This window comes from Mesorhizobium sp. M5C.F.Cr.IN.023.01.1.1 (genome assembly GCF_003997585.1).
GTDB classification, from domain to species: domain Bacteria; phylum Pseudomonadota; class Alphaproteobacteria; order Rhizobiales; family Rhizobiaceae; genus Mesorhizobium; species Mesorhizobium wenxiniae.
In genome coordinates this window covers 26,181-39,900 of the sequence record NZ_RZSU01000062.1, presented here as the reverse complement: position 1 = coordinate 39,900, position 13,720 = coordinate 26,181, and the positions used below count along the sequence as shown (strand labels likewise).

Annotated in this window: 10 protein-coding genes; 2 read left to right on the top strand and 8 right to left on the bottom strand. The window is 62.1% G+C overall.

Features of this window, described 5'->3' with window-relative positions; translation table 11 throughout:
• Positions 1 to 1,811, bottom strand: a 1,811-nt coding sequence (locus tag EOA78_RS22655; RefSeq protein ID WP_164783883.1) for an acyl-CoA dehydrogenase, incomplete at its 3' end; no start/stop codon positions are given.
• 540 nt (positions 1,812 to 2,351) lie between these two features.
• Between EOA78_RS22655 and EOA78_RS22650 the strand changes: the two genes are divergently transcribed.
• Entirely contained in the window at positions 2,352 to 5,162 is a 2,811-nt protein-coding gene (locus tag EOA78_RS22650) for an AMP-binding protein (protein WP_127317051.1), read from the top strand.
• 1,021 nt (positions 5,163 to 6,183) lie between these two features.
• On the opposite strand, the gene EOA78_RS22645 is transcribed toward EOA78_RS22650, so the two are convergent.
• The 7 genes from EOA78_RS22645 to EOA78_RS22615 form a co-directional block, all read right to left on the bottom strand.
• Positions 6,184 to 6,792: a hypothetical protein gene (locus tag EOA78_RS22645; RefSeq protein WP_206533479.1), complete on the bottom strand. Its 609-nt coding sequence runs from the start codon at positions 6,790 to 6,792 to the stop codon at positions 6,184 to 6,186.
• A gap of 666 nt (positions 6,793 to 7,458) precedes the next feature.
• Positions 7,459 to 8,253: a reverse transcriptase domain-containing protein gene (locus EOA78_RS22640; protein WP_348628498.1), complete on the bottom strand. Its 795-nt coding sequence runs from the start codon at positions 8,251 to 8,253 to the stop codon at positions 7,459 to 7,461.
• A gap of 192 nt (positions 8,254 to 8,445) precedes the next feature.
• Positions 8,446 to 8,742, bottom strand: a complete 297-nt coding sequence (locus tag EOA78_RS22635) for a hypothetical protein (RefSeq protein ID WP_127317050.1) — start codon at positions 8,740 to 8,742, stop codon at positions 8,446 to 8,448.
• A 373-nt stretch (positions 8,743 to 9,115) separates the two neighbouring features.
• Positions 9,116 to 9,484: a response regulator gene (locus EOA78_RS22630; RefSeq protein WP_127317049.1), complete on the bottom strand. Its 369-nt coding sequence runs from the start codon at positions 9,482 to 9,484 to the stop codon at positions 9,116 to 9,118.
• Positions 9,485 to 9,600: 116 nt separating this feature from the next.
• Positions 9,601 to 10,257, bottom strand: coding sequence for a response regulator transcription factor (locus tag EOA78_RS22625; protein ID WP_245477658.1), 657 nt, complete (start codon positions 10,255 to 10,257; stop codon positions 9,601 to 9,603).
• Positions 10,254 to 11,999 (bottom strand): ATP-binding protein, encoded by a 1,746-nt coding sequence (locus tag EOA78_RS22620; protein ID WP_245477656.1) that lies wholly within the window; start codon positions 11,997 to 11,999, stop codon positions 10,254 to 10,256. Before EOA78_RS22620 ends, EOA78_RS22625 begins: the two co-directional genes overlap by 4 nt.
• Positions 12,000 to 12,188: 189 nt before the next feature.
• On the bottom strand, positions 12,189 to 12,917 hold the full coding sequence (locus EOA78_RS22615; RefSeq protein ID WP_127317047.1) for a HAMP domain-containing sensor histidine kinase: 729 nt from the start codon (positions 12,915 to 12,917) through the stop codon (positions 12,189 to 12,191).
• Positions 12,918 to 13,133: 216 nt separating this feature from the next.
• On the opposite strand from EOA78_RS22615, the gene EOA78_RS22610 reads away from it, so the two are divergent.
• The gene (locus tag EOA78_RS22610; RefSeq protein ID WP_127317046.1) at positions 13,134 to 13,652 is read left to right on the top strand and encodes a DNA starvation/stationary phase protection protein; all 519 of its coding nucleotides are present in this window, start codon (positions 13,134 to 13,136) and stop codon (positions 13,650 to 13,652) included.
• Positions 13,653 to 13,720: the final 68 nt, after the last annotated feature.

Sequence of the window (13,720 nt, the reverse complement as noted above, 5' to 3'; positions counted from 1 at the left end):
GCAAAAGCGGCCGCCATACGGCCCTGGCCCTGGCGCATCACATAGGCGACGATCGGCCGGTCTTCTTCCCGCCGCCCCTCCGTCTCGAAGCGCTTGAGAACCGCGCCGAGCAGGTAGAGTTCCGCCAGGACATCGCCCAGCCTGGCCGAAATCATCTCCTTGCGCTTGAGCGCGCCGCCCAGCGTCAGCAGCGCGAAATCGGCGAGCAGTGCGAAGGCCGCGGCATGACGCGAAAGCTGTTTCCAGTAGCCGGGCATCGCCGCGCCATCCGGGGCCGGCCCGATGCGCCCGCCCGACCAGCCGCGCACGAAGGCCCGTCCGGCGGTGGCGAACGCATGACCGAGATGGCGCCAGATTGCCTTGTCGAAGGCGTCCAGGCCCTTCTTCTCGTCCTCGTCGGCCAGCGCCAGCATCTCCTTCAGCATGTACGGATGCGAGCGGACCGCGCCCTGCCCGAAGATCATCAGGTTGCGCGTGAGGATATTGGCGCCCTCGACCGTAATGCCGATCGGGGCCGACCTGTACTGGCTGCCAAGATAATTTCTCGGGCCGTCGATGATCGACTTGCCGCCGTGAATGTCCATCGCCTTCTCGACGGACTCGCGCATGTGTTCGGTGGCGTGGAATTTTATGATGGCCGAGATCACCGATGGCCTGTGTCGCTCGTCGAGGGCGGCGATGGTGAGCCGCCTTGCGGCATCGATCAGGTAGATATTCGCAGCGAGGTCGGCGAGCGGCTTCCGGATGCCCTCGAACATGCCGATCGGCACATCGAACTGGGTCCTGACCCGCGCATAGGCTCCCGTGGCGCGCGCGCATATGGCGGCGGCGGCCGCCGACTGGGAGGGCAGCGAAATGCCGCGGCCGGCGGCAAGTGCGGTCATCAGCATCTTCCAGCCTTCGCCGATCTGCTTCTCGCCGCCGAGGATCAGGTCGAGCGGCAAAAACACGTCCTTCCCGTAGAGCGGACCGTTCTGGAAATGGGTGAATTGCGGAATGTGCCGCTCGCCATGGGTCACGCCCGGCGTCGAAGTCGGCAGGAGCGCAACCGTGATGCCGAGTTCCGCTCCACGGCCCAGATGATTTTCCGGGTCGTACATCTTGAACGCGAGGCCCACGACCGTGGCGATCGGTCCGAGCGTGATGTAGCGCTTATGGAAGTTGAGCCTGATGCCCAGAATCTTCTCGCCCTCCCACTCACCATATTCGACAATGCCGGTGTCGGTCATCGCCGCCGCATCCGAGCCGGCATCCGGCGAAGTCAGGGCGAAACAGGGGATTTCGCGCCCGTCGGCAAGCCTGGGCAACCAGTAATCCCGTTGCTCGTCGGTGCCGAAATGCATCAGCAATTCGCCGGGACCCAGCGAATTCGGCACCATCACCGTCACGCCCGCCACCACGCTGCAGGAGGAGACGGTGCGGACGACTTCCGAATGCGCGGTATTGGAAAAGCCGAGGCCGCCATATTTCTTCGGTATGATCATGCCGAAGAATTTCTTCTCGCGCAGGAAATCCCAGACCTCACGCGGCAGGTCGCGGTCCTCCCAGTTGACGTTCCAGTCGTTGACCATGGCGCAGAGTTCGCGCACCGGCCCATCCATGAAGGCCTGCTCCTCCGCGGACAGTTTCGCGGGCGGCATGGCGAGAAGCTTGTTCCAGTCGGGATTGCCGGTGAAGAGCTCGCCGTCCCACCACACTGTGCCGGCTTCGATCGCGTCCCGCTCGGTCCCGGAGATTGGCGGTGTGGCGCGCGAGGCCCACTTGAATATAGGCCTGGTGATGGTGTCGCGGCGGAAAGTACGCAGGCTCATGAAAAAAAACGCCTCCCGTTCCTCCATCATAGATGGAATGCCGCGCACCGCGATAGGGTTCCGGTGGCGTCCCTCGCCTGCACGCTCCGCATCAGAATATCGTTGGGGTATTGCCACCGCCGGTCGAACCTCCCGGCGTGTCATCGGTGCTGTGTCCGGCGCCCATGAGAACACCAGCCTTGCTCTGTATCCGCAGGTTGTTCTGAACGTGCCTCACTCCGGATACGGATTCGGTGCAACGGCGTACTCAGACCGCCTTCACACGACCAAGAAGTCGAAAGGCTCCCGCCCGAGGCAGGCACGACGCCCATCGTTCCGCCGAGCGAGTTGCCGGAGCCATAGCCTGAACCTGATTAATTTACTAGCTCCCGGCCGTTGCTAAGCTGCCAGAACGCTATAGTTAAAACACAATGGCTGCCGCCCGCCAACGGCTTCAATCCGCATCAATGCCAAGCGCAGATTGCTCTGACCGTACGCTTGATCGCGTCAACGTCCAACTGCCTGAAGCCGTTAGCATTGTGGCTTGGAAACGGGCACGAGATGGTTGCCACGACGACCGATGACAAGAGATCAAGTGAGGGCGACCTGATCGCCGTTGTGCGCGAGTTCGTGAACAAGCTTCAGCCACAACATGCGAATGCGATCGACATCTCGCCGTCAAGCCGGATCGAAAGGGATCTCGGCATCGACAGCCTTGGTCGGACGGAGCTGATTCTGCGGATCGAGCGCGCGTTCCGGGTGCGGCTGCCTACTCAGATAGTCGGCGAGGCGGACACGATCGGCGATCTGATCAATGCTCTCGAACATGCCGGCGCCCGACCAGGTCCTGCCCGCACGGTGCAGGCGCCCTCCGACCTTCCTCCCGTTCCGGCAGCCACCGAGGCCGGGACGCTCGTCGAGGTTCTCGACTGGCACGTAGCGCAGCATCCTGATCGCCTGCACCTGACGGTCCTGCAGGACGACACAACGGCATTGGGTGCAATGACTTACGCGGAACTGGCGGAATCGGCTCGCGCCGTCGCGGCCGGGTTGATCCGCCGCAATGTCGAGCCGGGCGATCGTGTCGCTTTGATGCTGCCCACGAGCCTCGATTTTTTCTCCGCATTCTTCGGCATTCTCTACGCCGGAGCCGTGCCGGTGCCGATCTATCCGCCGATGCGGCTGTCGCAGATCGAGGACCATCTGCGTCGCCAGGCCGGCATCTTGCGCAATGCCGGAGCCCGCATTCTCGTCACAATGCCGGAAGGAATGGGTCCTGCAGCGCTGCTGCGCGGACAGGTCGAATCCCTGGACAGCGTCGAGAACGTCACAAGCCTAAGCACCGAACCCACAGCCACACAGCTGCCGCCGGTCACGGACGACCGCTCGACCGCGCTGATACAATACACGTCGGGCAGCACTGGAGATCCGAAAGGCGTTGTGCTGAGCCACGCCAACCTGCTCGCCAACGTGCGAGCCATGGGTGCGGTGATGGAGGCGAGCTCGGCTGACGTCTTTGTCAGCTGGCTGCCGCTCTATCACGACATGGGCCTGATCGGCGCTTGGTTGGGATGCCTTCATTTTGGCGCGCCGCTTTATGCGATGTCGCCATTGAGCTTTCTCGTGCGCCCGGAGAGCTGGCTCTGGGCCATGCACCGTTTTCGCGCCACCTTGTCCGCTTCCCCGAACTTCGGATTTGAGTTCTGTCTGAACAAGATAGACGACGCCGATCTCGAAGGACTTGATCTAAGCTCGCTCCGCATGGTCGCAAACGGGGCGGAGCCGGTCAGTGTTCAGACGCTGCGTCGGTTCATTGAAAGATTTGAGCATCATGGCTTCAAGCCGGGAGCCATGGCGCCGGTCTACGGCCTGGCCGAGAACACGGTGGGGCTGGCCTTTCCCCCGCCGGGCCGCTTGCCGATCATCGATCGCGTGGATCGTACTGCGCTGACCGGCCGTGGCGTCGCCACACCGGCCGGCCCCGACGATCCGAAGCGGCTCGAAATCGTCGCCTGCGGTCATCCGCTGCCAGGCCATGAAATCCGCATCGTCGATGGGACCGGCCGCGAAGTTGGCGACCGTCAGGAAGGCCGGCTCGAATTCCGCGGCCCGTCGGCGACCTCCGGCTATTTCCGGAACGACGCCAAGACACGCGAGCTGTTCCGCGATGGCTGGCTCGACAGCGGAGACAGGGCATACGTGGTGAGCGGCGATGTCTACATCACCGGCCGGGTAAAGGACATCATCATCCGCGCCGGGCGTCACATCTACCCGCAAGAGGTCGAAGAGGCTGTCGCGGGCATTCCCGGCGTGCGCAAGGGAGGCGTCGTCGTGTTCGGCGCCACCGATCGATCCACCGGAACGGAGCGTGTGGTCGTCGTGGCGGAAACACGCGAGACCGACGAATCCGCCCGCGCGGAGTTGCAAAAGCGTGCTCATGAGGTCGCCACGGATATCGCCGGGACGCCTCCCGACGATGTGGTCCTCGCGCCGCCGCGAGCCGTGCCGAAGACATCCAGCGGGAAAATCCGCGGGACATTCGGAGCGCCGCAACGCTCGCTCTGGTGGCAAGTCTTGCGGCTGTCGCTTGCGGGAGCGGGCCCGCGACTGAAGCGGCTGCGCCGGCTTCTCGCCGACGTTCTCTACGCCGGATGGTGGTGGATCGTCGTGGCCTGCAGCCTCCTGCTGGCATGGCTGGCGGTGATGCTTCTTCCGCGCCTCGACTGGCGCTGGGCCGCGGTGAGGATGATCGCCCATGCCGCGCTCGCCCTCGCCGGCGTGACCATCACGGCGAGCGGCATCGAGCACATCTCCCGCCGCAACGCGATACTCGCATTCAACCATTCGAGCTACATGGACGCCTTGGTCTTGGCTGCGGGTCTGCCAGGAGAACCAGCTTTCGTGGCCAAGAAGGAGCTGGCAGGACAGGTCTTTGCCGGGCCCTTCCTGCGCCGGTTAGGTACACTGTTTGTCGAGCGCTATGATGTTACCGGCAGCGTTTCCGACGCCGAAATCTTAACCAAGGCCGCCCGGCAAGAACGCATTCTCGTTTTCTTCCCCGAAGGCACGTTCACGCGCAGACCGGGACTCTCCGCCTTTTATCTCGGGGCTTTCAAGGTCGCGGTGGATGCCAACCTGCCGGTATTGCCCGGCATCATCCGTGGAACGCGATCCATGCTGCGCGGTGACCAATGGTTTCCCCGATGGACGCCGGTCACAATCGAGATCGGCGCCCCCATCGTGCCTTCAGGAACCGATTTTGAATCGGCATTGCGTCTTCGAGACGCAGCACGCCAAGCGATCTTGGCACGCTGTGGAGAGCCGGACCTCGGCGAGATGGTCAAGCCGACACGGCCAGAGGCCGAATCTTGAGCTTGAGAACGGATCCGTCGACGGTGTGACGCGAGAAGCATTCGCTGAGGGTCGGTCTAGCTGGACCACAGTAATACACGGCTTTGCATCGGTGATCTTCGCGCACAGATAGACGCGCTAAGGGGAACTTTGCTGCACTCACTGAACAAGCCCGTTTGATTTTCCCGCTTGCCAAGAGCATCACGACTGCAGCTTGGTCAAGCCGGATAAGGCCTCCGTGTGCCCATTGGATAGTGCGCGGGCGAGGCGATCAAGGCAACCGCAATAGCAAGCAAAAGGCCTTTCAGCATCAGCGTACCCCACAAGCGGTTCGTAACGGCGATCGTTTCATTCGCGACCTGAACAGACGCTGAATAGCCCCACCCAAATTCAGCCGGCGTCCGCATCGGTGGGGAGCCGTCATTTCTGCCAATGCTATGCCTGACTGCCTTGCTGGACTTTGCGGACGCTCGCTGCGCGAAATTGAACTGGTCGCGGCGGGCAAGGGACGAAGAGCGAACGCATTCCTACATAAGCCTGCCGAACCGCGAACGGCAGGTTTGGGGAAACGCCACGAATGTCCTGAAATGGCGCAACGTCGACCTACAGCCTTGCCGTCGGTGATGTCTGCTTTCGGGCAGTGGCAGGGCACCCTCTATGGCCGACACGCGGCGCAAAGCGGTCGTCCACGCCGCAGCTCACCTAAGTCGTCTCGGGTCGTAATTCCGGCTCAGCAGAAGTCACAGATGCTGGTTTCGCACCAGCTTACTTGCCGTGGCGGCATGCTCGATCGGTCGCGCCAACCATTCCATTCGCACGTCGTTACCGCCTTTTGCCGCACGCATCGCCCAAGGGTCTTTCCAGCCTCGAAATAGCTGGACTAAGATGCCGAGCCGATGAGGCGCCGAGCTACCCCAACTCGAACCGAAAGGCCGCAGATCTGGTGTCTGGCGCTGCGCTCCCTCGCCTGCTTGCATCGGCGCTACCTCCTCGGCCGGTCGCGCAGCGCATTGGAATTCGCCGGTCGTCTCCGCATGGCCGCCTACGGCCGGAACAGCCGTTTCAACACGAGATGGACCGGCAAGTAGGCGACCAGGGGCAGGAGCACCATGTACAGGCCTAGATACATGCGTGGCGGCAAGATCTTCTGCCGCTCCGGACCAAACCCGTGCACCCAGTTGATGTTCTCGTCGGGCCGGGTGAACCAGTAACTTGCAGCCAGTACCACCCAGGCGAGAGCGGTCTGCGCTTTGAACGCGCGGCGGTCGTAGCCTTGCCGGATCAGCATGAAAATAATGACGACCGGCATGAACAAATGAAAGCCGGACAGCGCCCTCGCATATGCGGGCTCCCTTGGATCGAACATGTAGGCAGCGAGCCCGGTCAGCTTGCCGCCGGTCACGAAGTCCGCCAACCAGGCGAACTCGAGCGGCAGAACGCCGACTGCCATCATCGAATAGAGGAGTCGGCTGCCGGTCCACAACGCGATCAGCACGGCAAAGAGCGCAATATCGGAGAACCACAGGAAATTGCCGGGGCCGTATCGCAACCAGTATACCGGCGTGAGCACGGCGACAAAAAGCGTATAGGGCAGAGTGATCCAGAGCGGGTATTTGGGGATCGGGGCTTTACTGCGCTGCTTTGCCGCCATGGCTGGCCCTTTCGCGGACTGGCGCGGCGGCAAAACGCCAATCGTAGGCGCAAGGACTGCTCTCGAGCCATCAATGGCTTCGCCGCCTGGGCTCAATCAGCTTTATCGATCCTGGATCCTTTATGCTCGCGAAGGTCTCGAAACCGACTGAGGTGAACGCGCGGATCTCGGGGATAAATGTTTGCAGCCTCATAGCGTTCCATGGGCCGCCGCTTCAGCCGCCCGTCGGGCTAAATGGAGGGCCGAAGTCGTCGTCGATCAGCCGCTCATACTCGGCCTCAGCCTCGCCGTAGTCGGCCGCGTGGCTCCCGGAGCCGAACACAGGGAATTACGGTGACAGTGCACATTTTGCCAAGTTTTGCTCAGCTCGACTTGCATTGCCGCGCCGCCGATGTCGAAATCGGGCGGCCGGTGAGCAGCAAAAAAATAGTGCAATCGCGGTAGGGACGCTCATTGCTGAGCGCCCCCCGCACAGAACCGGACGGGCCCGATTAAGGCATCCGGCTCCCACCTTGGACCTTGGAAGAGTGACGGCGAAGCGCGCGCTGGGCCATGGGTGGAGGATGCGCGGTTTCGGCAGCCACTGGCCAGCGATCCGCCGGATGCGATCCCATTTGGTCCGATCTTTCTGGCTGCGTCCCCGCAACGCCCGGAACCAGAGTTCGGTCACGCGGTCGCGGAAGGCGCCGAGGGCGGGGCCGTTGGTCGGGACGGCATGGTAGTTGTACCAGCCGATGACGACCCTTTTGAGCCATCGCCCCTGGTCGGGGATCGCTTGGTGCCGGCGCCGCGGGAGTTCTGCCTGAGCGCACGCAGTTTGGCCTGCGTGAACCCCAGGAAATTGAACGTCTCCGGCTTGCCAAGGCCGGCCCTTTCGCGGTTGGCCGCCGCAAAGCGGCCGAACTCGATCAGGCGCGTCTTGTCCGGATGCAGCGCCAGCGCAAACCCCGCCAGCCTCTTGTGCAGGTCCGCCAGGAACCGCTCGGCGTCGGCCTTGTGCTCGAAGCCGGCGACGATGTCGTCGGCATAGCGCACGAGGATGACCTTACCGCGGGCGTGGCGGCGTCGCCAACGATGTGCCCACAGGTCGAAGACGTAGGGGCGATAGATGTTCGCCAGCAGCGGCGAAATCACCGCGCCTTGCGGTGTGCCCGCCTCGCTCGGCGTCTCCACGGCATCCTCCATCACCCCGGCCTTCAGCCATTTGCGGATCAGATGGATCACCCGCCGGTCGCCGATGCGGTGCTCGACGAAGCGGATCAGCCAGTCGTGACTGACCGCATCGAAGAACCCGGCGATGTCGGCGTCCAGCACCCAGTTCACCCGTGCCCGCTCGATCCCGACCGCAAGTGCGTCCAGCACATCATGCTGGCTGCGCTCCGGCCGGAACCCGTACGAGAACCCGAGGAAGTCTTCCTCGTAGATCGCGTTCAGCACCTCGCTCAGCGCGCGCTGGACAATCTTGTCCTCCAGCGCCGCCAGGCCGAGCGGGCGTAGTCGGCCGTCGGGCTTGGGAATGAACCTACGCCGCGAAGGATCGGTGCTTCAGTCTCACATTGGAAGGGTCTCGGTAGCGCTAGATTGAGTTTTAGCAACCGTTCTTGGCTGCACCTTATGCGACTTTGGTCAGACCTCTTATTGCGCCAGGCAACTTCATTTCCGCTCGTCAGCCGTCACAGCACGAAGGGTCAAATTGAGGTCTGTGATCCGATGGCATGAACCGGGAGTCGCAGCGTTTTGCTCCGTCACGCGAACAACCGAGGCGGTCTTCTGGGCATCCACAAAGCCGACCGCTTCGCCTCTCTTCGGCATAAAATCGGCAACCGAGGCAGCGGCGAGGATCGTGGCCGCCATGCCTGCGCTCACCAGAAACTGTGTCGGAACATTGCTAACCGCCGCAAGGCGATCCGACACGTAAGGCTGACTCTCCGAACCGGACAAATGACGCATTTTCGAGCTCCATTTTTGAAGGCGACGCCAGCAAGCAACAGCGCCGGTCGATACGGAACCATATGCCGAGCTTGTCGCAGGAGTTTGCCGGGTGCGGGTGAGGTTGTATCAGTCTATCGCAAGACAGCGGTCGGAATCGGCATCGATGGCCTCACGGCCTCACCGCCGGTGCCATTGACAACGCTCTCCGACAAGCAAGGTCGCGCTCGATCGGGCCGAGGGCGGACCGGCAACTTCGGGACTTCGAGATGGCAAAAGCTGACGTGTTGCATGGGGAGTCTCGACCTGACCGGTTGGCGACCTTTGAGTTTGGGATGTGCGGTGATTTTGCGGCGTCTTCGCGTGCGTCGTTGGAACCGCGCGACCAGAACGCCTAGTTTCGCGAAACTTGTTTCAGGCAGTCTGCAATCGCATCAGCATGAACCGGTTTGTCCAGAAAGGCGTGAGCGCCCGCTGACATCACCCTGATCCGCGTTGCCTCGCTAGGATATGCGGTCATGAAGATCATTGGAAAAATCCGGCCCCTAGCCATCAGCTCCGTCTGAAGTTCGTCGCCTGACATGCCAGGCATCTGGATGTCGGTTATCATGCAGCCAGGATCGTCGGCTATTTTGTCGTCGAGAAACTCAAGCGCCGACGAGTAGCTGCGCACGTCGTATCCCAGCGATCTAACCAAGCTGGCAAGCGAGGCTCGAACACCCTCGTCATCATCGACGATGGCGATCGTGGGAATCTTCGACATAATCAGGCAGGCCCATGTTTATCGGTTACACACGGCAACGTGTCGCCAACGCGCTACGATCTGCATGAAGGACATCTGACCGAAAGAAAATCATACGGAGGTTTGCACTGCGCTCGTCAGTGACCTGAAATACCCAGCGCCTCTGCCTTGCGAACAAGGTCCGCGAGCGTGCGGACGCCCATCTTGCGCATGACATTGCCGCGATGAATCTTCACCGTGATTTCTGAAAGGCCGATCACGCCAGCCACCTGCTTGTTCATTAGGCCGGCGACGACATGGCCCATCACCTCACGTTCCCGTGGCGTCAGCGTTTCGTATTCCGCGCGAAGGCTCTCGTTATCTGCGCGCTCGATCCTCCTGAGCCGATCCCGCTCGATCGCGCCGCTTACCGCGTCCAGCATGTCCTGATCGCGAAACGGCTTTGACAGGAAATCGACGGCGCCGGCCTTCATGGCGCGTACCGTCATCGGAATATCGCCGTGGCCGGTCATGAAGACCACGGGCAGTTCGATGCCGTGTCTCGCCATCTGCGACTGGAAGTCCAGGCCGCTGACGCCCGGCAGACGCACATCCAGGATCAGGCAGCCCGGCGATTTGGGAAGGACGGCTTGAATCATCTCGTTCGGGTTGCCGAACAAATAGGTCGACATCCCAACCGAACGGAACAGGCTGTCCAGCGCGTCGCGTACGCTCGGATCGTCATCGACGACGGCAACAAAGGGAGATGGCTCAATAGGAGATGAAGCAGTTTTCATGGAAGTCGCCCTGTTCATGCAGCCGCGAATGCATCGCCGGACGGAAGTGTCACGCGGAATGTTGCCCCCTGCCCCGGCAGACTTTCAACTGTCATTCGCCCACCATGCGCCTCGACCGTTGTCTTGCATATTGCGAGGCCCATTCCCATGCCATCCGGCTTTGTCGTGAAGAACGGTTCGAAGAGCCGCTGGAGATGCTCATGTGGTATTCCCGGCCCGGTGTCTCGCACGATGATCTCGATGTCGTTTACCTCGGTTTTGGCCGCCGTTATGAATTGCATGCGCGCGCCGCGCTGCCCCGCCATGGCGTGCGCCGCATTGATCATGAGGTTGACGAGGACTTGCTGCAACTGGACACGGTCACCGCGTATGTTCGGAAGGTGAGGTTGGAGTTCAATCTTGAGCTGCACGTTGACTTTCGCAAGCTCACGCTGGACGAGCGCCGCAGCGTCTTCAAGCAATGCCGACAAGGCCAGTTCGTCGCGATGTGACGGCGCTTTCATCAGGAAAGCTCTGATGCGCTTCACGATATCGCTTGCCCTTCGCCCTTCAGCGACAACACGCCCCAGCGCTATCTCCACCTCATTGAACTCGGGCGGTTCGCGTCGGAGCCAACGCATCCCTGCCTCGCCGTTCGTGACCACAGCCATGAGCGGCTGACTGACCTCGTGCGCAATCGACGCCGTCAGTTCACCGAGGGTGGCCACGCGCGCGGCGTGGGCGAGTTCCGCCTGTGCCTGCTGGATAGCGTCCTGGGCGCGCTTGCGCTCCGTGATGTCCATTACATAAACCAGAGCCTTGCCGCCGTCGTCAGGCGAAGAGGGAAACGTGATGGTGAACAGAACCGGGAAGGATTTCCCATCGCTGGAGACCATCTCCGTCTCTCCCTCGTAGAAGGCGTCGCCGCGAGCAAACGCAACGAGCGCGCCGGCAAACGTCGTGTCGGCTGCGCCGAGGACGTCATCCAGCGTGGTCAAGAGTTGCATGCGATCATGTGCTGAAACCATAGACAGGAGTGCTGCGTTGACATCCAAGATCTTGATGAGCCGTCTGGCACGCGCGTAGAAGTCGGGGTTGGCGGCGAGATGGTCGGAAATCGAGGTCCCTGCCTCTGCGAGGTTCGCAAGCTCGGTCCTAACCGCGCTCCAGTCTTCTTCGATAACCCCGATTCGGCTTGAATCGAACATGCGCCGGTAGCGCCGTTCGCTCCTGACCAGCGCGGCATGGGCTGCCTGCCGCTCCGTTATGTCGGTGTGCGTTTCCAAGACCCCAACATTGTTTCCGAAGCGATCCCGCTGCATCGCCCAACGGCTGTCCAGCACGAGTCGCGCGCCGGTCCGCGTCCTCTGCTCCAACAGCCCTTCCCATCGTCCGTTTTTGAGCAGCGCGGCTTCGACTACCGCCCGATCCGCCGGATACTTTGTGCCGAGCAACTCGTCCGCCACCCGACCAATAGCCTCGTCTGCGGACCAGCCATAGACCTCCGCGGCAGCGTCGTTCCAAAAGGTGATGACGCCGCGGATATCGCGAACAAAGATCATATCGTGCGAAAGATTCAGCAGTCGGGCCTGTGCAGCTAGAGTTGCCGTGGCGGCTTGGCTCTGGAGCGCCAGCACCGTTGCGATGGCGATCGCCGCCAGGCTGACAGTCGCGCGCAAGGCGGGCGAACCGAAGTCCTCTAGGCCGTGAGAAATGGCGTAGGCCAGCAGCGTCAGCACGATCGTGCCGGCAGCCGCGACCAGGACGTCGACCCGCCGCAAGGTTCGGGCGGCAACGAGGACGACAAGCACATAAAGCACTGCGATTGCCCCCTCGAGCGGCGAGAGCACGTCGAACAGGAAGATGCCCAGCGCCAATAGGAGGGCGGCGAGGCGGTAGGCGCTGTTGCTCATGCGATCTCACGAATGCGCTGCATGCGGAAATGTCCCTCAAAGTGGCATCACTGCCGCCTAGCAGGCCATTTCGGAGACGTGAAGCGGCAACTCGACGGAAAAGACCGATCCCTCGTTCTCGACCGACCGGACGCAGATCGGGTGTCGCAGCAGGTTGGCGGTTTCACGCACGATCGTCAGTCCAAGGCCGAGCCCGTCGGATCGGCCGGCCTGCTCGCCCCGCTCGAAGGCATTGAAGATGCCGTCGAGCCGTGCGGCCGGAATGCCACAGCCGTCGTCCTCGACCTCGATGCGGACCCGGTTGCGATCGGGCCTACAGCTCACGCGGACGTGGCCTCCCGGACCGCAGTACTTCAGCGCGTTCCAGACAAGGTTTCGAATGATCGATTGCAGCATATCTGGATCGGTTTGCACGAAGAGTTCCGACGTGCCAACCTGGAGGTCGATACCACATACCTCTGCGTAGGCACGCCATTCCCTCTCGGCGCGCGCCAGTATCTCCGACACCTGTACCGCTTTGCGTTTTGGTGTGAGCGAGTCGCTTATCTGTGACAGTCGCGCAAGGTCGGTCAGTTCGCCTGCGAGGCGCTTCAAGGCATCGAGAGCGATACGCAGCCGGTAAGCGGCGGCAGCCGGGACTCCCTCATCGACCGCGCGCCCTATCGACAGCATGGCGACGGTCACTGGTTGCTTCAAATCGTGACCCGCCACGGCCAGTATCCTGGCCATCAAAACCTGCGAGGCTTCACCCTGCTTGGTTGCATCGTTTGTATCGATCCCCGACATGTCGTCCTCTAGGCTGCTTCGCGTGGCGATGCACGCTATGTCGAGACGAACGCTGCGGAAATCATACGTTGGGGTTAGAGCGGGCGGTGGCGTACCGCACTCAGGTATAAGGCCGCAATCCCTGCGGGCGATTTCGGCGGCGTTGCCCGACTCCTATCCTTCCTGGATTGGCCACCATCAAAACGGCTGGCCGCTTGCCACGAGGAGAGTCCGTCAATGGCCCAGCTTTCACTTCACACCCGCAAGACCGCACCCCTCCATACGCCGACCGATCTTGGAACGCAGGCGACGACCGAGATACCCGCCGCCCTCACCGGAGTGCTCGCCGACGTCTTCGCGCTCTACCTGAAGACCAAGAATTTTCACTGGCACATGTCGGGGCCGCATTTCGGCGACTATCACCTCATGCTGGACGAGCAGGCCGATCAGATATTCGCGATGACTGATGCGCTGGCCGAGCGCGTGCGCAAAGTGGGTGGCACCACGCTCCGCTCGGTCGGTCAAATTGCTCGTATCCAGCGCCTGCTGGACAACGACGCGGAATACGTCACGCCGCAAGACATGCTTGCTGAACTGGCCGAGGACAACCGCAGACTGGCCGGTTTCCTGCGTGCCGCGCACACTGTCTGCGATGTCTACAGCGACGTCGCATCGACCAGCCTGATCGAGGTGTGGATCGACGAGACCGAACGCCGCAACTGGTTCCTGTACGAATCCGCCCGCAATATGCGCTAGCGTGAGCAACAGGCCGCAATACGCTGCGTCCGGAAACCCGGCCGCAGCGGCAGTACTGCCGCCAGTCC

Bases quoted from the DNA above. Each gene is read 5' to 3' on its own strand.
- EOA78_RS22610 (WP_127317046.1), top strand. From the start codon at position 13,134: ATGGCCCAGCTTTCACTTCACACCCGCAAGACCGCACCCCTCCATACG.
- EOA78_RS22630 (WP_127317049.1), bottom strand. From the start codon at position 9,484: ATGTCGAAGATTCCCACGATCGCCATCGTCGATGATGACGAGGGTGTT.
- EOA78_RS22645 (WP_206533479.1), bottom strand. From the start codon at position 6,792: ATGGCGGCAAAGCAGCGCAGTAAAGCCCCGATCCCCAAATACCCGCTC.
- EOA78_RS22615 (WP_127317047.1), bottom strand. From the start codon at position 12,917: ATGTCGGGGATCGATACAAACGATGCAACCAAGCAGGGTGAAGCCTCG.
- EOA78_RS22650 (WP_127317051.1), top strand. From the start codon at position 2,352: ATGGTTGCCACGACGACCGATGACAAGAGATCAAGTGAGGGCGACCTG.
- EOA78_RS22625 (WP_245477658.1), bottom strand. From the start codon at position 10,257: ATGAACAGGGCGACTTCCATGAAAACTGCTTCATCTCCTATTGAGCCA.
- EOA78_RS22635 (WP_127317050.1), bottom strand. From the start codon at position 8,742: ATGCGTCATTTGTCCGGTTCGGAGAGTCAGCCTTACGTGTCGGATCGC.